At 70.7% G+C, this 18,092-nt stretch carries 8 protein-coding genes, 1 tRNA gene and 1 pseudogene; 1 reads left to right on the top strand and 9 read right to left on the bottom strand.

Going from position 1 to position 18,092, the window contains the following annotated elements; genetic code table 11:
- Window positions 1–167: 167 nt before the first annotated feature.
- From ABZ714_RS14090 to ABZ714_RS14055, 8 genes and pseudogenes are all read right to left on the bottom strand, one after another.
- A complete protein-coding gene (locus tag ABZ714_RS14090) occupies window positions 168–551 on the bottom strand; it encodes a helix-turn-helix transcriptional regulator (protein WP_358825461.1) in 384 nt (127 codons plus the stop codon).
- Window positions 552–660: 109 nt separating this feature from the next.
- Entirely contained in the window at window positions 661–1,179 is a 519-nt protein-coding gene (locus tag ABZ714_RS14085) for a nicotinamide-nucleotide amidohydrolase family protein (protein WP_358825460.1), read from the bottom strand.
- A complete protein-coding gene (pgsA, locus tag ABZ714_RS14080) occupies window positions 1,176–1,844 on the bottom strand; it encodes a CDP-diacylglycerol--glycerol-3-phosphate 3-phosphatidyltransferase (RefSeq protein WP_358825459.1) in 669 nt (222 codons plus the stop codon). The genes ABZ714_RS14085 and pgsA overlap by 4 nt, the downstream gene beginning before the upstream one ends.
- Window positions 1,845–2,002: 158 nt before the next feature.
- Window positions 2,003–3,481, bottom strand: a pseudogene (gene rimO, locus ABZ714_RS14075) (30S ribosomal protein S12 methylthiotransferase RimO); the annotation flags it as partial.
- Window positions 3,482–3,694: 213 nt separating this feature from the next.
- Window positions 3,695–4,525, bottom strand: a complete 831-nt coding sequence (locus tag ABZ714_RS14070; protein ID WP_358825458.1) for a helix-turn-helix domain-containing protein — start codon at window positions 4,523–4,525, stop codon at window positions 3,695–3,697.
- A gap of 457 nt (window positions 4,526–4,982) precedes the next feature.
- Window positions 4,983–7,826 carry a DNA translocase FtsK gene (locus ABZ714_RS14065; protein WP_358825457.1) on the bottom strand — a complete coding sequence of 948 codons (2,844 nt, stop codon included), beginning with the start codon at window positions 7,824–7,826 and terminating at the stop codon, window positions 4,983–4,985.
- Between the two features lie 410 nt (window positions 7,827–8,236).
- Entirely contained in the window at window positions 8,237–8,920 is a 684-nt protein-coding gene (locus tag ABZ714_RS14060; RefSeq protein WP_358825456.1) for a response regulator, read from the bottom strand.
- A gap of 330 nt (window positions 8,921–9,250) precedes the next feature.
- Window positions 9,251–14,731, bottom strand: coding sequence for a HAMP domain-containing protein (locus ABZ714_RS14055; protein WP_358825455.1), 5,481 nt, complete (start codon window positions 14,729–14,731; stop codon window positions 9,251–9,253).
- A gap of 267 nt (window positions 14,732–14,998) precedes the next feature.
- Between ABZ714_RS14055 and ABZ714_RS14050 the strand changes: the two genes are divergently transcribed.
- Window positions 14,999–17,671 (top strand): SpoIIE family protein phosphatase, encoded by a 2,673-nt coding sequence (locus ABZ714_RS14050; RefSeq protein WP_358825454.1) that lies wholly within the window; start codon window positions 14,999–15,001, stop codon window positions 17,669–17,671.
- Between the two features lie 68 nt (window positions 17,672–17,739).
- Here ABZ714_RS14050 and ABZ714_RS14045 read toward each other — a convergent pair.
- A tRNA-Thr gene (locus ABZ714_RS14045) sits at window positions 17,740–17,812 on the bottom strand.
- Window positions 17,813–18,092: the final 280 nt, after the last annotated feature.

The raw sequence follows: 18,092 nt of genomic DNA, 5'->3' as shown, positions 1-18,092 counted from the left end.
TGACATAGCACCCAGGAGGGAACATTTCGATGAAGGGCGCCTGCCCGGGCCGGGACGACGAAAACCCCGGTGTCGCCTTCCCCACAAAGGGAAGGGGCGACACCGGGGTTCTCTCCCGCTGGTCGACGGCCGGTCCGCCCGACCGGCCGATACCGCCGCCGGACGGATCAGGCGGCGACGACGTCGACGGCCTCCGCCGGCGCCTTGATCGTCACCCGCTCCGTCGGCACACTCGCCACCGACGTCACGGAGACGGAGTTGAGCATCGGGCGTACCGGTGCGGGCACCGGCTCGCTCGCGGCTGCCGACGCGGCCAGTTCGGCCAGCGACAGCTCGTCACTCACTTCCCTCATGAGCTCGGACATCCGTACGTCCAGCGCGTCGCAAATGGCGGAGAGCAGTTCGGAGGACGCCTCCTTCTGCCCCCGCTCCACCTCGGAGAGATAGCCGAGCGAGACTCGGGCGGACGAGGAGACTTCGCGCAGAGTACGGCCCTGGCGCTGGCGCTGCCGACGCAGCACGTCACCCAGCAGGCGACGGAGCAGAATCATCGGTGGCTCCCTCCTCGGACCGCGTAGCCGCATCCTTCACGCCCCACCGTACCGCCTCGCGCTGCGGCCGTGCGGGGAGCGATGACGTGTTCACTCAGGGCTGTAAACATCAATTCCCCCCGTTCTGTTCCGTATCCTGTGCCCGCGCATTTCCGTGCAGTTCGCCGGAGAGCAGCTCCAGTACGCTCCGTACACTCTCTTTACGGATTTCCGCCCGGGTGCCGTTCAATCTCAGTGCGGCGACTTTCTCGATTCCGTCCGGTCCGGAAACGGCCACGAAGACCGTTCCGGCCGGGTGCCCGTCCTGCGGGCCGGGACCGGCGACCCCGGTGGTGGCGATTCCCCAGTCGGCGCCCAGCAGCCCGCGCGCACCCGCCGCCATCTGCGCCGCGACCTCGGAATCCACCGGCCCCCGCTCCGCCAGAAGGGTCGCGTCGACGCCCAGCAGCCGCTCCTTGAGCCCGGTGGCGTACGCCGTCACGGAGCCGAGGAAGGACCGTGACGAGCCGGGTACGCCGGTGACCTCGGCGGCCACCAGACCGCCGGTGAGGGACTCGGCCACGGCCAGTGTCTGGTCACGCTCCGCGAGCAGGGTCAGTACCCGCTCCGCCACCGGGACCGCGGTCATCGGGCGTCCGGTCCGCCGCCGCGCTCCTTGGCGAGCCCCCGGCGGCGCATCGAGACGGCCTGACGCACGTAATCCAGACCGGTGACGACGGTCAGCACGACGGCCAGCCCCATCACCCAGAAGCGGAGGGTGGCCAGCCCTCCGGTGAGCGCCAGGACGTACATCCCGACGGCCGTGCCCTGGGCCAGGGTCTTCATCTTGCCGCCCCGGCTGGCCGGGATGACCCCGTGCCGGATCACCCAGAACCGCATCAGGGTGATGCCCAGCTCGCGGAAGAGGATCACTCCCGTCACCCACCAGGGGAGATCGCCGAGGGCGGAGAGACAGATCAGCCCCGCCGCCATGATCGCCTTGTCGGCGATCGGGTCGGCGATCTTCCCGAAGTCGGTGACCAGGTTGTACGTCCGGGCCAGATGCCCGTCAAAGACATCCGTGATCATCGCGACGGCGAAGGCGGCCCAGGCCCAGGCGCGCCAGGCGGGGTCGTAGCCGCCGTCCTGGAGGAGCAGCACCACGAAGGCGGGGACCAGCAGCAGCCGCAGCATGGTCAGGAGGTTGGCGATGTTCCACAGGCTGGCCTGGTTGACGGCCGCAGCGCCCAGCTTGCCGCCGGGTGCCGGCCGGCCGGGCCGACCGCCCCCGGCGGATGCCGGCACTCCGGTCATCTGGCCGCCTCCTCGCCGCCCGCGGGCCGACCACCGTCCCCGGTCCGCCGCCGGGCGCCCAGCGGCGCCGCCCCGGCGACCAGGGCCTCCAGCGCGGCGGACCCGGTGGCCGACGGCGCGGCCGCGGTCACCACCTGCTCGCCGGGCAGGCCCAGGAACTCGGCGACCAGGTCGACGCCCTCGGTGGCCACGACCTTCGCCCGCACCATCCGGCCGGGCTCGAGACCCTCGGCGGAGGTGAAGACGATCTGGCCGTCGGTCTCCGGCGCCTGGTGCGCGGCCCGTCCCACGGCGGCCTCGTCCTGGTCGCCCGCGCCTTCCCCGGCGACCGATTCGACCAGCACCTCCAGCTCCTCGCCGACCCGCTCGTCGGCGCGCTGCGCGGTCAGCTCCTCGGCGAGCCGGGAGAGCCGGGCGAGCCGGGCGGCGACGACGTCCTCGTCCAGCTTGTTCTCGTACGTGGCGGCTTCCGTACCGTCCTCGTCGGAGTAGCCGAACACACCGATGGCGTCGAGCCGGGCATGGGTGAGGAAGCGCTCGAGTTCGGCGTAGTCCGCCTCGGTCTCGCCGGGGAAGCCGACGATGAAGTTGGAGCGCACCCCGGCCCGCGGCGCTCTGGCGCGGATGGTCTCCAGCAGTTCGAGGAAGCGGTCGGTGTCGCCGAAGCGCCGCATCGCTCGCAGCACCCCGGGGGCGGAGTGCTGGAAGGAGAGGTCGAAGTAGGGCGCGACCTTGGGCGTACCGGTCAGGACGTCGATCAGTCCGGGCCGCATCTCGGCGGGCTGGAGATAGCTGACTCGTACACGCTCAATGCCGTCGACCGCCGCCAGCTCCGGCAGCAGGGTCTCCAGCAGCCTGATGTCGCCGAGGTCCTTGCCGTAGGACGTGTTGTTCTCGGAGACCAGCATGATCTCCTTCACGCCCTGCTCGGCCAGCCAGCGGGTCTCGCCCAGCACATCGGAGGGGCGGCGCGAGATGAAGGAGCCGCGGAAGGAGGGGATGGCGCAGAAGGTGCAGCGCCGGTCGCAGCCGGAAGCCAGCTTCACCGAGGCCACCGGGCTGCTGCCGAGCCGCCGGCGCAGGGGGGCGCGCGGCCCGGACTCGGGCGCGAGCCCCTCGGGAAGGTCGGCGAGCCCTTCGGGCAGATCGGCGGGCGCCTCGGCGGGCGCGCCGTGTCCGGGGAGCGCCACATCGGTGGCGGACTGCCGCTCGGCAGGGCTCAGCGGCAGCAGCTTGCGCCGGTCGCGGGGCGTGTGGGAGGCGTGGATCCCGCCGCCGAGGATGGTCCGCAGCCGGTCGGAGATGTTCGCGTAGTCGTCGAAGCCGAGGACGCCGTCGGCCTCGGGGAGCGCGTCGGCCAGCTCCTTGCCGTACCGCTCGGCCATGCAGCCGACGGCGACGACGGCCTGGGTGCGGCCGTGGTCCTTGAGATCGTTCGCCTCCAGCAGGGCGTCGACGGAGTCCTTCTTGGCGGCCTCGACGAAGCCGCAGGTGTTGACCACGGCGACATCGGCGTCGGAGGCTTCGTCGACCAGGTCCCAGCCGTCCGCTGCCAGACGGCCTGCTAGCTCCTCCGAGTCCACCTCGTTACGGGCGCAGCCAAGAGTGACAAGGGCGACGGTACGGCGTTCGGGCATGGGCTCAAGACTACTTCGTCCGGGCCCGCGCCTTCGCCCCGAGCCTCACCGACGGGGGTACGCGGCCCGAGCCCCGTCCGACCCGCCCCGGTACCCGGCCGTATCCACCGTCCGCGCCGCTTTTGCCCCGCCGTCGGCCGGTCCTCCCGAGGTGTTCCCCGACCGGTCCGGCGCCCGCCGCCCGGCGGCGGGGACGCCGGGCGCCCGGGGGCGTCAGCCCGCCTCGGGGTCGCCCTTCGTGTACGAGAGCCGTTCGACCTGCCCCTGCTTGAACTCGTCCTCGATCTTCTTCCCGTTGACGTACAGCTCGATCGCCCCGGCGTTGCCGAGGATCAGATCGATCCGGCGGTCGTCCTGGAAAGTCCGGGTATCGCCCTTCGAGAGCGTGCCGTCGAAGATCTTCCGGCCGTTGGCGGACTCGGCGGAGATCCAGCTCTTGTTCTTGAGCACGGTCAGCTTGACCGTGACCTTGTCGGCCGGGGCGGCGGCGATCGCGGAGTCGGACGGCACCGGTCCGGGCTTCTCGGCGGGCCCGCCGGACGGCTTGCCGCCGGTCCCGGCCGACCGCTCGGCCTGCGACCCCTTGGCGACCTGGCCCTGCCCGGCACCGTCGTCCCCGCCGTCGAAGAGGGTGAAGCCGACGAAGCCGACGACCGCGACGATCGCCGCGACCATGGCCGCGGTCCAGTTGGGGCGGCGCGGCTCGGGCCGGATGCGCTCGGCTTCGAAGAGGGGCGCGGCGGGGGTCGGCGCGGGGCGTCCGCCGCGCTCGGAGTCGTACTGTCCGACCAGCGGTTCGGGGTCGAGCCCGACGGCCCCGGCGATCATCCGGATATGGCCGCGGGCGTAGACGTCGCCGCCGCTGCGGGTGAAGTCGTCGTGTTCGATCGCGGTCACGATCGGGACGCGTACGCGGGTGGTGGCGCTGATGTCGTCGACGGTCAGTCCGGCCGCGAGCCGCGCCTGCTGGAGGACGCGCCCGATGGAGGGCCGCTCCTCGGGAGGGGAAGGCCGGTCGTCTTCGGGGGAGTTGCCGATGGACACGGGGGTGCCTTTCGAGCGTGTAACCACCTGCTGGAGGTTCAGTCTACGGGTGGTACGAAAGGGTGGGGCAACCGGGCGGAAGGAGTTTGTACGCCATCGGAATGGCCGGTACGCCGACGGCGCGGAGGGGAGTTATCCACTACCCCTCACTCCAACTTGACGTATGGGCAAGGGAAACGGTTGCTCTCCCGTCCCGCAGGGGCGGAAACACCCCGGCCGCGTCGCACGCGGGGCGCGGCGCGCCCCGGCGCGCGCAACCGCTCGGCGTGTCGCGCCCGGCGCGCCGACGGGCTTCCGGGCCCGGAAAGCGGTATCGCCCCGGCACGGCCCCGGTCGCCGTCGCGACCACTTGGGCCGACCGCCCCTCCGGCTGCCCCCGCCGGTCGGCACAGGCGCCCGCCGCGGTCCCGGGAGCGCCGCCGTACGGCGGGGTCCCCGGGCCCCGCCGGGTCCGCGGTCACGGCGCCGGCTCCCCCCGGATCACCGCCAGCACCTCGTCCAGCTCGTCGGGTTTGACCAGGACGTCGCGGGCCTTGGAGCCCTCGCTCGGGCCGACGATGTTCCGCGACTCCATCAGATCCATCAGCCGCCCCGCCTTCGCGAAGCCGACCCGCAGCTTCCGCTGGAGCATCGAGGTCGATCCGAACTGGGTGGAGACCACCAGCTCGGCGGCCTGGCAGAGCAGATCGAGATCGTCGCCGATGTCCTCGTCGATCTCCTTCTTCTGCTTGCCGCCGACGGTGACGTCGTCCCGGAAGACCGGCGCCATCTGGTCCTTGCAGTGCTGGACCACCGCGCCGACCTCGTCTTCCGTGACGAAGGCACCCTGCATCCGGACGGGCTTGTTGGCGCCCATCGGGAGGAAGAGTCCGTCGCCCTTGCCGATCAGCTTCTCCGCGCCCGGCTGGTCGAGGATGACCCGGCTGTCGGCGAGCGACGAGGTGGCGAAGGCCAGCCGCGACGGTACGTTCGCCTTGATCAGCCCGGTGACGACATCGACGGACGGCCGCTGAGTGGCGAGCACCAGGTGGATCCCGGCTGCCCGGGCGAGCTGGGTGATCCGGACGATGGCGTCCTCGACGTCCCGGGGCGCCACCATCATCAGATCGGCCAGCTCGTCCACGATGACCAGCAGATACGGATAGGGCTGGAGCTCCCGCTCACTGCCCTCCGGGAGTTTGACCTTCCCGGCCCGGATCGCCGCGTTGAAGTCGTCGACATGCCGGAAGCCGAAGGCCGCGAGGTCGTCGTAGCGCAGATCCATCTCGCGGACGACCCACTGGAGGGCCTCGGCGGCCCGCTTGGGGTTGGTGATGATCGGGGTGATCAGATGCGGAATGCCCTCGTACGCGGTCAGCTCGACCCGCTTGGGGTCGACCAGCACCATCCGGACGTCCTCCGGGGTCGCCCGTATCATCACCGAGGTGATCAGGCAGTTGATGCAGGAGGACTTGCCGGATCCGGTCGCGCCCGCCACCAGGATGTGCGGCATTTTGGCGAGGTTGGCCATCACATAGCCGCCCTCGACGTCCTTGCCGAGCGCCACCAGCATGGGGTGGTCGTCCTCGGCGGCGTCGGCGAGCCGCAGTACGTCGCCGAGGTTGACCATCTCCCGGTCGGTGTTGGGGATCTCGATACCGACCGCGGACTTGCCGGGGATGGGCGAGATGATCCGTACGTCCGGGCTGGCGACGGCGTAGGCGATGTTCTTGGTGAGGGCCGTGATCCGCTCGACCTTCACGGCGGGGCCCAGTTCGACCTCGTAGCGGGTGACCGTCGGGCCGCGGGTGAAGCCGGTGACGGCCGCGTCGACCTTGAACTCCGTGAAGACATTGGTCAGGGACGCCACGATCGCGTCATTGGCGGCGCTGCGCGTCTTGCCGGGCCCGCCCCGTTCCAGCAGGTCGAGGGAGGGCAGGGAGTAGGTGATGTCCCCGGCGAGCTGGAGCTGCTCGGCCCGGGGCGGCAGCGGCTCGGCCCGTTCGGGCACGGGCTTGGTCAGATCCGGTACGGAGCCGGTGGCGCCCTTCCTCGCGGCGGCGCCCCGCCTCCCTGCGGCCCCACCGGTCTCTTCGGGCAGGTCGGGGTCGCGCGCGGGCGGCACCGGGGTGCCCGCGCGCCGCAGATCGGCGGTGACGTCCTTGGTCAGATCGGCGACCAGCGGGGAGGGCGGCAGCCCGTTGTAGACCGCGCCGTCCAGCGCGGCGGCCGCGGCGGCCGCCACGTCGACGGCGTCCATCGGCCGGTGCGCGGAGGGCTGTACGGAGCCCCGGCGCGGGGCACGGCGCTGGGACAGCTCGGCCGACTCGGCGTCGTCCGCGTCGTACGCCGCTCCGCCCCGCCGGGTGCGGCGCGGCTTCCCGGCGGCACCGGGTACGGCGTCCCGCCACTGGTCCTCGTACCGCCGGTCGTCCTCGGTCCGGCCGCCGTCCATACCCTCCGGGTACCCCGGGTGGCCGTCGGACTCGGCGGGCCTGACCAGGCCGAGCTTCACCCCGAGCAGCCGCAGCCGCTGCGGAATGGCGTTGACGGGGGTGGCGGTGACGACCAGCAGCCCGAAGACGGTCAGCAGGACCAGCATCGGTACGGCCAGCACCTCGCCCATCATGAAGATCAGCGGTTTGGAGGCGGCCCAGCCGATCAGTCCGCCCGCGTCCTGCATGGCGCCGGTGCCCGCGTCGCGTCCGGGCGAGCCGCAGGCGATGTGGACCTGGCCGAGCACACCGACGACGAGGGCGGAGAGCCCGATCACGACCCGCCCGTTGGCCTCCGGCTTCTGCGGATAGAGGATCAGCCGGACGGCGATCACCCCGAGCAGTATCGGCACCAGCAGATCGAGCCGGCCGAAGGTGCCGGTGACCAGCATCTCGACCAGATCGCCGACGGGGCCGCTGAGGTGGGACCAGGTCCCGGCGGCGACGATCAGGGCGACCCCGAGCAGCAGCAGGGCCAGCCCGTCCTTGCGGTGGGCGGGGTCGAGGCCCTTGGCGCCGCGCCCTATGCCGCGGAACATCGCCCCGACGGCATGGGCGGTTCCGAGCCAGAGGGCCCGGGCGAGCCGGTAGACGCCCCCGGTCGGCGACGGGACCTTCTTGGGCGCGGGTTTGGGCGCGGCGGCGGCCTTCTTCTTGGCCGGGGACTGCTTCGCGGGCGAGGCCTTCCTCGCCGGAGCCTTCCCGGCGCCGGCCTTCTTCGCGGGAGCCGCCTTCTTGGCGGCCGGAGCACCGCTCGTACGGCCGGAACGCGGCTTGGCGGCGCCCGCCGTCTCCTGGGAACCGTTGCCGGACGTACGTGAGGCCATGGGGGTGAGGTTACCGGTGTCGACGGCGGTGGACACGTGTGCCCACGGCTTCACCCCAACGTGTCACCCTTCCGGGGCGCGAAGGTGACGGCTGCTCAGCGGCGTTACGCGCCGGGCCGCTCACCGGCCTCGCCGGGACCACGGCACTACGGTCCGAACCGGCTCCGCGCCGGACTTCACGGCGGTACGCGCCGCTTCACGCCCCGGCCGCCGGGCGGGTCCGGGTCCTCACGCCACGGGCCCGGCCCTACGCCCCGTGATCACCCAACGGGCGCGCTACGGGCCCCGCCGCCCGGACCCGGACTCCGCCGGGCGGCGCTCTCCGCCGGTTCTCACACCGCACCCGATGTCACGGCGCTCCGCGCCCCCGGGGCGTCCCCGGACGGCGCGGGCTCCCGGGCTCCGTACCGTCAGCTCTGCGACGGCAGGGCGGGCGCGCCGCCCGCACCCGGCTCCAGCGCGTCCAGCGCCCGGCGCAGCCCGGTGAGTTTCCGCTCCAGATGAGCGGCGGTCGCCACGGCGGCGGCGTCCGCGGCCTCGTCGTAGAGCTGTTTGGAGAGCGCCTCGGCCTGCTCCTCGACGGCGGCCAGCCGGGCGGACAGCTCGGCGAGCAGCCCTGCGGGCTCCTTGCCGTTCGCGGCGGAGTTCGTCCGGCCGTCGCCGTCCAACTGGAGCCTGAGCAGTGCGGCCTGCTCCCTCAGCTGGCAGTTCTTCATATACAGATCGACGAAGACCGAGACCTTGGCCCGCAGCACCCAGGGGTCGAACGGCTTGGAGATGTAGTCGACCGCGCCCGCCGCGTAGCCCCGGAAGGTGTGGTGCGGGCCGTGGTTGATCGCGGTGAGGAAGATGATCGGGATGTCCCGGGTCCGCTCCCGCCGCTTGATGTGCGCGGCGGTCTCGAAACCGTCCATGCCGGGCATCTGCACATCGAGCAGAATGACCGCGAAATCGTCCGTCAGCAGCGCTTTGAGCGCTTCCTCCCCGGACGATGCCCGGACCAGTGTCTGATCGAGCGCGGAGAGAATGGCCTCCAGCGCCAGCAGATTCTCCGGCCGGTCATCGACCAGGAGGATCTTGGCCTTCTGCACCATGCCCCGTCCTCCTCGCCCCGGATGGGAGTCTCCCCGGCCTCGTGAGCGCGGGGAACACACCGGGCGCCGCCCCAGGGGACGGCTCCTTTGCGCCGCCCGCCCTTGTGCCGGTCATGGTAGCCGCACCCCGCCCACCGCCACACCCTGTCACCGGGATGTCACTGTGCACAGAGCGGAAACGTGCCGCGAGACCAGAAGGTTCCCCGGAATCCACTCTCCCACACACCTCCAGGCAAACTCAGTCACCAACTAGGTGGGTTTCCATCAGATCTGACAACCAATTGATCACTGGTGCCGAGTTCGGCGATCAACTTCCGGTCACGTTTCGTATCAGCGGCGGCGTCGCATCCAATCCTCCATCACCGAGAGCAGATGATCCGGGTCGACCGGCTTGGTCACATAGTCCGAGGCACCCGACTCGATCGCCTTCTCCCGGTCGCCCTTCATCGCCTTCGCGGTGAGCGCGATGATCGGCAGCCCGGCGAACTGCGGCATCCGGCGGATCGCCGTCGTCGTGGCGTAGCCGTCCATCTCCGGCATCATGATGTCCATCAGGACGACCGTCACATCGTCGTGCTGCTCCAGCACCTCGATGCCCTCCCGGCCGTTCTCCGCGTACAGCACCGAAAGGCCGTGCTGCTCCAGCACGCTGGTGAGCGCGAAGACATTGCGGATGTCGTCGTCGACGATCAGTACCTTCTCGTTGTCGAAGACGAAGGTACGGCGCGGCTCCGCGCCCGCCTCCTCACCGGCCGCGCCCAGCGGGCCCTCCGCGGCCGACGGCACCCCCCCGACCAGCGCCGGCGGACCCCCCGCCGTGCCGGCACCGGACGCCGCGGGCAGCGCCGGGGCCTCCGGAGCGCCCCCCAGCGCCTTGCGACGGCGGCGGAACAGGGCCGCGGGACCCGGGTCGCCGCCCTGGAGGAGCCGCTCGGGCCGCTCCGGCGGCGCGCCCGCGCCGTCCGTACCGTCCCCCGCCCCACCGGCCGCCGCCGACGGCTGCGCCACCGGATGCAGCGGCAGATAGAGCGTGAACGTCGAACCGCGACCCGGCTCGCTCGCCGCGTGGATCTCCCCGCCCAGCAGCCGGGCGATCTCCCGGCTGATCGAGAGACCGAGCCCCGTACCGCCGTACTTCCGGCTCGTCGTCCCGTCCGCCTGCTTGAACGCCTCGAAGATCACCCGCATCTTCCCGGCCGCGATCCCGATCCCGGTATCGGTCACCGAGAACGCGATCAGCTCCGAGTCGGCGCTGGCCAGCGAGCCGCCCTCCAGCAACTGCTCCTGGATCGACGCCGGGACGTCCGCCCCGGCCGGGCGGATCACCAGCTCCACCGCCCCCGAATCGGTGAACTTCACCGCGTTCGACAGCAGATTCCGCAGCACCTGCAACAGCCGCTGCTCGTCGGTGTGGAGCGTCGCGGGCAGCTCGGGCGAGACCCTGACCGAGAAGTCCAGCCCCTTCTCCGCCGTCAGCGGACGGAACGTCGCCTCCACATAGTCCACCAGCTGCACCAGGGCGATCCGGGTCGGACTGACGTCCATCTTCCCCGCCTCGACCTTCGACAGATCGAGAATGTCGTTGATCAGCTGGAGCAGATCGGAACCCGCCCCGTGGATCGTCTCGGCGAACTCCACCTGCTTCGGCGAGAGATTGCCCTCCGCGTTGTCCGCCAGCAGCTTCGCCAGGATCAGCAGCGAGTTCAGCGGCGTCCGCAGCTCGTGCGACATATTCGCCAGGAACTCCGACTTGTAGCGCATGGAGACCGCGAGCTGCTCCGCCCGCTCCTCCAGCACCTGCCGGGCCTCCTCGATCTCGGTGTTCTTCACCTCGATGTCCCGGTTCTGCTGGGCCAGCAGCTCCGCCTTGTCCTCCAGCTCGGCATTGGACGCCTGCAACGCCTTCTGCCGGTTCTCCAGCTCCGCCGAACGCTCCCGCAGCTGCTCCGTCAGCTCCTGCGACTGCTTCAGCAACACCTCGGTCTTGGTGTTCACACTGATCGTGTTGACACTGGTCGCGATCATCTCGGCGATCTGGTTCAGGAAGTCCCGCTGGATCTGGGTGAACGGCTGGAACGACGCCAGCTCGATCACTCCGAGGACCTTCCCCTCGAAGAGCACCGGCAGCACGATCACATACGCCGGGGACGCCTCCCCGAGCCCCGAGGAGATCTTCAGATACCCCGGCGGCACATTGACCTGGATCGTCCGCTTCTCCTCGGCGGCCGTCCCGATCAGCGTCTCCCCCGGCCGGAACGAGGTGGGCATCAGCCCGGCCGAGTAGCCGTAACTCGCCCGCATCTGGAGCTCGTACGAGGTCTCCTCCTCGCCCGACACATCCGAACTGCCGCCCGTCGGCATGGCCAGGAAGAACGCGCCGTGCTGCGCCGACACCACCGGCGTCAGCTCGCTCATGATCAGCGACGCCACGTCGTCCAGGTCCCGGCGGCCCTGCATCAGCCCCGAGATCCGGGCCAGATTCCCCTTCAGCCAGTCCTGTTCCTCATTGGCGAGAGTGGTGTCCCGCAGATTGGCGATCATCGTATTGATGTTGTCCTGGAGGACCTGGATCTCCCCGGCCGCGTCCACGTCGACCTTCAGATTGAGATCGCCCCGGGTCACCGCGGTCGCCACCGCCGCGATCGCCCGCACCTGCCGGGTCAGGTTCCCGGCCATCTCGTTCACCGACTCCGTCAGATCCCGCCAGGTGCCGTCCACGTCCCGGACCCGGGCCTGACCGCCGAGCTGACCGTCCGTACCCACCTCACGGGCCACCCGGGTCACCTCACCCGCGAACGCCGAAAGCTGGTCGACCATGGTGTTGATGGTCGTCTTCAGTTCGAGGATCTCGCCCCGGGCGTCGATATCGATCTTCCGGGTCAGATCGCCCTTGGCGATGGCCGTGGTCACCGTGGCGATCTGGCGGACCTGCCAGGTCAGATTGGACGCCATCGAGTTCACCGACTCGGTCAGGTCCTTCCACGTCCCGGAGACCCCCGGAACCTGCGCCTGACCGCCCAGCTCGCCCTCGGTACCCACCTCACGGGCCACCCGGGTCACCTCGTCCGCGAACGACGACAGCGTCGTCACCATCGTGTTCACGGTCTCCGCCAGCTCCGCGAACTCACCGCGCGCCTCGACGGTCACCTTCTTCGTCAGATCGCCGTTGGCGACCGCCGCCGACACCCGGGCGATGTTCCGCACCTGATTGGTGAGGTTGTTCGCCATCAGATTGACGTTGTCGCTGAGGTCCTTCCAGATGCCGGTGACACCGCGCACCCGGGCCTGACCGCCCAGCACACCCTCGGTACCCACCTCACGGGCCACCCGGGTCACCTCGTCCGCGAAGTCGGACAGCTGGTCGACCATGGTGTTGACCGTCGTCACCAGTTCGAGGATCTCGCCCTTGGCGTCGACGGTGATCTTCTTCGACAGATCGCCCTTGGCGACCGCCGTGGTGACCTCCGCGATGCTCCGCACCTGGGACGTCAGATTGTTGGCCATCGAGTTGACGGACTGGGTGAGGTCCTTCCACGTCCCGGAGACGCCCTGCACCTCGGCCTGACCGCCCAGCATGCCCTCGGTACCCACCTCGCGGGCCACCATCGTGACCTGCTCGGCGAAGTCGGAGAGCTGGTCGACCATCGTATTGATGGTGTTCTTCAGCTCCAGAATCTCGCCCCGGGCGTCGACCTCGATCTTCTGCGACAGATCACCGCGCGCCACCGCCGTCGCGACCTGGGCGATATTGCGGACCTGGTTGGTCAGATTGCCCGCCATACCGTTCACGGAGTCCGTCAGATCGCGCCAGACCCCCGCCACGCCGGGCACCTGGGCCTGACCGCCGAGCCGGCCCTCCGTACCCACCTCGCGGGCCACCCGGGTCACCTGGTCGGCGAAGGCCGAGAGCTGGTCGACCATCGTATTGATGGTGTTCTTCAGCTCCAGAATCTCGCCCCGGGCGTCCACGTCGATCTTCTGCGACAGATCACCGCGCGCCACCGCCGTCGTCACCTGCGCGATCTGCCGGACCTGCCAGGTCAGGTTCCCGGCCATGAAGTTGACCGAGTCCGTCAGCTCCTTCCAGGTACCGCTGACGCCGTCGACCCGGGCCTGACCCCCGAGCCGGCCCTCCGTACCCACGTCCCGCGCCATCCGGGTCACCTGGTCCGCGAAGGACGACAGCTGCGCCACCATCGTGTTGACGGTGTTCTTCAGCTCCAGCATCTCCCCGGCCACGTCCACCGTGACCTTCTGCGACAGATCACCGCGCGCCACCGCCGTCGTCACCTGCGCGATGTCCCGCACCTGACCGGTCAGGTTGTGGAACGCGGTATTGACCGAGTCCGTCAGGTCCTTCCACGTCCCCGCCGCACCCGGCACCCGCGCCTGCCCGCCGAGCCGGCCCTCGATACCGACCTCCCGGGCCACCCGGGTCACCTCGGAACCGAACGACTGCAACTGATCCACCATCGTGTTGACGGTGTTCTTCAGCTCCAGCATCTCCCCGGCCACGTCCACCGTGACCTTCTGCGACAGATCACCGTTGGCGACCGCCGTCGTCACCTGCGCGATGTCCCGCACCTGGGTGGTCAGATTACGGAAGACCGTATTGACCGAGTCCGTCAGGTCCTTCCACGTCCCTGCGGCGCCCGGCACCTGGGCCTGCCCGCCGAGCAGCCCCTCCCCGCCGACCTCGGACGCGACCCGCGTCACCTCGTCCGCGAAGGTCCGCAGCGTCTCCGTCATCTGGTTGACCGTCTCCGCCAGCTGGGCGACCTCGCCCCGCGCGTTGACGGTGACCTTCTGCGACAGATCACCGTTCGCGACCGCCGTCGTCACCTCGGCGATCGCCCTGACCTGCGAGGTCAGATTCCCCGCCATGGTGTTGACCGAATCGGTCAGGTCCTTCCACACCCCGGCCACCCCGGGCACCTCGGCCTGGCCGCCCAGCATGCCCTCGGTCCCCACCTCGCGGGAGACCCGGGTCACCTCGGACCCCAGGGACTGAAGCTGGTCCACCATCGTGTTGACGGTGTTCTTCAGCTCCAGCATCTCCCCGGCGACGTGCACCGTGACCTTCTGCGACAGATCGCCCTTGGCGACCGCCGTGGTGACCAGCGCGATGTCCCGCACCTGCGCCGTCAGCCGCTGCGCCATCGTATTGACGGAGTCCGTCAGGTCCTTCCAGGAGCCCGACATCCCCCGGGCCTGCGCCTGGCCGCCCAGCTTGCCCTCGGTACCGACCTCCAGCGCGACCCGCGTCACCTCGTCCGTGAACGCGGACAGCTGGTCCACCAGACCGTTGACGGTCCGCGCCACCTTGAGGAACTCCCCGCGCAGCGGCCGGACCACCCCGTCCGTGCCCTGCGACCGCAGATCCATCCGCTGCTGGAGATCGCCGTCGGCCACCGCCGACAGCACCCGGCCCACCTCGGAAACCGGCCGCGCCAACTCGTCGACCAGCGCGTTCGACGCGTCGATCGCGGCGGCCCAGGACCCTTCACAGGCCCCTGTGTCCAGCCGCTCCGTCAGCTTCCCCTCCCGCCCCACGACCCGGCGCACCCGCGCCAGCTCCCCGGTGAGATGGAGATTACGGTCCGCGACCTCGTTGTAGACGGCGGCGATCTCGGCCATCACATCGTCGCCGGACACGGTCAGCCGCTTGCGGAAGTTCCCGTCCCGCATCGACGTCAACGCCGCCAGCAGTCGGTTCAGGGCGACCGTGTCGACCGCAGTCGTCCCACCGCCCCGGGACCGGCCGCCTTTCGCGCGCGTGTTCCCGCCACGCGCCGCCACGCCAGACTCCACCGTGTCCCTCCCGCAGGGGTTGACCGTTCTCACGAGCTCATATCGGGTAAGTGCCCAGTGTTTCACCCGGACCGAACCAGGCCATAACAGTTCGGCGGCTTCGCAGCACGTCCCCGCCCACGGAGGGCGGAAACAACGGCGACCGGCATCCGCTCGGACTGCGAAGGTAAGTAACCTGGCCTCCGGCTGTCCAACCGCCCCGGTCCGCCCGGCCGGGGCGACAGGGGCGTGGCACAGGGACCGGGCACCGGGAGGGACGGGCCGATCATGGCAGAGCCGGGCGTCGAGACGCGTACGAGGAGTTCAGTGATCACCGCTCGGGCAGCCGCCTCCTTCGACCCGGTCGGACGGTCCGTGGCGACCGCCCGCGCCTTCGTCCGGGACACCCTCCAGGGCTGGGGCCATGCCGATATCGTCGATGACGCCGTCGTTCTGACCAGCGAACTCGTCACCAACGCCATCGTCCACGCCGGAACCGCCGCCGACGTACTCTGTCTCCGCACCGACGACAGTGTCCGGATCGAAGTCGCCGACCGCTACCCCGAACGTGAGATTCCGCTCCAGGGCAGCCATGTCCTCGCCCCGCTGGACAGCGAGAACGGCCGCGGCCTCCAGCTCTGCTCCGCCCTCGCCTCCCGCTGGGGCGTCGAGTACACGGCCGTGTTCAAACAGGTCTGGTTCCAGCTCGATCTGCCCCAGCGCCCGGTCGGCACCCGCTCGGCGGGGCCCGTACTGCCGACCCCCATGCTTCCGGTCGCCGACGAACGCGTCCGGGTCGCCGTCGCCCAGATCGACCGCGTCGGCGCCATCTCCGTCTGGAACGAGGACGCGGAACACCTCTTCGGCTACCCCGCCGACCAGGTCGTCGGCAAACCCCTCGCGGATCTCGCCGCCTGGCCCCACACCCCCGGCACCAGTACGGGCATCGCCGAGGCCCTCCAGCTCTCCCGCTGGGAGGGCAGCTACGGCATCCGCGACGCCGAGGGCCGGGTCATCCCGGTCTACGCTTCCCACCTGCGGGTCCGCGACACCCAGGGCGAGCCGTCCACGGTCTGTCTGCTGGTACGCGACGACGAGCGCGCCGTTCTCCAGACGCCGCACCGGGTCACCGCCGCCGCCGAGAGCGGTATCGAACCGCACGCCGCCGACCCCTTCGAGGTCTTCATCGGCTCCCCCGCGCCCGACGACCTCGACGGTCTTCTGCAGCGCACGGTGGAGCGCGCCCGCGACATGCTCGACGGCGACGCCGCGTTCCTGCTGCTCGCCACCGACGACGAGACCGAGCTGGAGGTCCGGGCCACCACCGGTCTGCCGTCGGCCCGCCAGCGGTTCGCCCGGGTCCCGGTGGAGGCCGGCACGGGACGGTACGGCTCCGCCCGGATGCCCGCGGTCCACGACGACCTCACCTCCGTCCCCGGCGCGGTCCCCCTGCTCAACACCACCGGCATGCGCTCCGTCGTCACCGTCCCCCTCAAGGTCGAGGGCCGCCTCACCGGCTCCCTCGGTGTCGCCGCCGAATCCGCGGGCCGCTATACGAACGAGGAGGCCCTACGGCTCCAGTTCGCGGCGGACCGGATCGCCCTGGCCGTCGAGTCCGCCCGTCTGGGCGAACTGGAACGCCTGCGGCGCGGCTCCCTCTCCTTCCTCGTCGAGGCGTCCGACCTGCTGGCCGGAACCCTCGACCGGGACCAGACGCTGGCCCTGATGGCGCAGATGACGGTCCCGACCCTGGCCACCTGGTGCGCCGTCTACACGATCGCCGACCCCGCGTCCGAGCCGTACCTCAGCTATGTACTGCACGAGGACGAGGAGCGCATCGACGGTCTGAAGGAGCTGCTGTCCCGGGTGGCGCCGCCGGAACCGGTCCGGACGCCCGGGGCCCGGGTCTGGACCGCCCCGGCCCGGGCCGCCCAGCAGGCCGCCCTGGAGACTTCCAAGCGCGAGCTGGGCCTCGGCTCCTCGTCACCCGTCTCCTCGGGTATCGGCACTACGCTGGCGATCGCGGCGGCCGTCGGCGGCGAGACGGTGGTCCTGCCGCTGGTCGCCCGGAACCGGGTGATCGGCATGCTGACCCTCGGCAAGCCCACGGACGAGCACTTCCGCCAGGAGATCCTCGAACTCGCCGAGGACCTGTCGCGCCGCGCAGCCCTCGCCCTCGACAACGCCCGGCTGTACTCCGAGCGCGTCGCCATCAGCCAGTCCCTGCAGCGCAGTCTGCTGCCACCGGAGTCCCCGCAGATCCCGGGCGTCGACGTCGAGGTGATCTACCGCGCGGCGGGCGAGGGCAACGAGGTCGGCGGCGACTTCTACGACGTCTTCCCGATCAAGGACGGCGCCTACGGCTTCGCCATCGGCGACGTCTGCGGTACGGGCCCGGAGGCCGCCGCGGTCACCGGTCTCGCCCGGCACGCGCTCCGGCTGCTGGCCCGTGAGGGCTTCGGCGGCCCCGCGGTCCTGGAGCGGCTCAACGCGGCCATCCTCGACGAGGGCTCCCGCAGCCGCTTCCTGACCCTGCTCTACGGCGAGCTGAAGCTCCAGGAGGACGGCAGCGCCAAGCTCAAGGTCGTCTGTGCGGGCCACCCGCTGCCGCTGCGGCTCCGCCCGGACGGCACGGTCGACTCCCCCGCGGAGCCTCAGCCGCTGCTGGGCGTCATGGACGACCTGGAGCTGCACGAGGAGGCCGTGACCCTCGCCCCCGGCGACGTCCTGCTCTGCGTCACGGACGGCATCACCGAACGCCGTGAGGGCACCCGGATGCTCGGCGACGACGGCCTGGCCGACGTCCTCACCTCGTGTACGGGCCTCACGGCGGGCGCGGTGGCCGGCCGGGTGATGCGCGCGGTCGAGCGCTTCGCCGCCGAGCCCGCCTCCGACGACATGGCGATCCTGGCCCTCCGTATCCCCGAGCCGGACCAGCTCCCCGAGCCCGAGCGGAAGTAACTCCCCCGGGAACACTCCCCGAACACGAAGAAGGCCCCCGCCGTTCGGCGGGGGCCTTCTTCTGTACGAGCCCCAATACGGAATCGAACCGTAGACCTTCTCCTTACCATGGAGACGCTCTACCGACTGAGCTATTGGGGCCTTGCTGCCCTGCGGCAACGAGGTAAATCATACCCCGAGTTGGGGGGTGGTTCGACCCACCGGCCGGATGAAGATCGTCGCGGCGACCCCGGACCCCGCAGCCCCTCACACACACGCCGACCTCCGGGCCGCAGCCGGGGGGCCGGGAGGAGAACCACCCCGGCTCCGGCTCCGCGAAACTCCGGGGAAATGCAGAAAGGGCCCTGGCCCCGAGACATTACTGTCTCCAGGGGCCAGAGCCCTCACTGACTAAAGATTGTTCGGCGGCGTCCTACTCTCC

Origin of the sequence: Streptomyces sp. NPDC006798 (genome assembly GCF_040635975.1) — a bacterium.
GTDB lineage: Bacteria > Actinomycetota > Actinomycetes > Streptomycetales > Streptomycetaceae > Streptomyces.
Note: the sequence above shows the minus strand (reverse complement) of the source record. Positions and strands in the feature narration are given on the sequence as shown.

What these genes read in the sequence shown, in the direction of transcription:
- ABZ714_RS14090 (WP_358825461.1), bottom strand. Translation starts at nt 551, where the DNA reads ATGATTCTGCTCCGTCGCCTGCTGGGTGACGTGCTGCGTCGGCAGCGC.
- ABZ714_RS14065 (WP_358825457.1), bottom strand. Translation starts at nt 7,826, where the DNA reads ATGGCCTCACGTACGTCCGGCAACGGTTCCCAGGAGACGGCGGGCGCC.
- ABZ714_RS14060 (WP_358825456.1), bottom strand. Translation starts at nt 8,920, where the DNA reads ATGGTGCAGAAGGCCAAGATCCTCCTGGTCGATGACCGGCCGGAGAAT.
- ABZ714_RS14085 (WP_358825460.1), bottom strand. Translation starts at nt 1,179, where the DNA reads ATGACCGCGGTCCCGGTGGCGGAGCGGGTACTGACCCTGCTCGCGGAG.
- ABZ714_RS14050 (WP_358825454.1), top strand. Translation starts at nt 14,999, where the DNA reads ATGGCAGAGCCGGGCGTCGAGACGCGTACGAGGAGTTCAGTGATCACC.
- pgsA (WP_358825459.1), bottom strand. Translation starts at nt 1,844, where the DNA reads ATGACCGGAGTGCCGGCATCCGCCGGGGGCGGTCGGCCCGGCCGGCCG.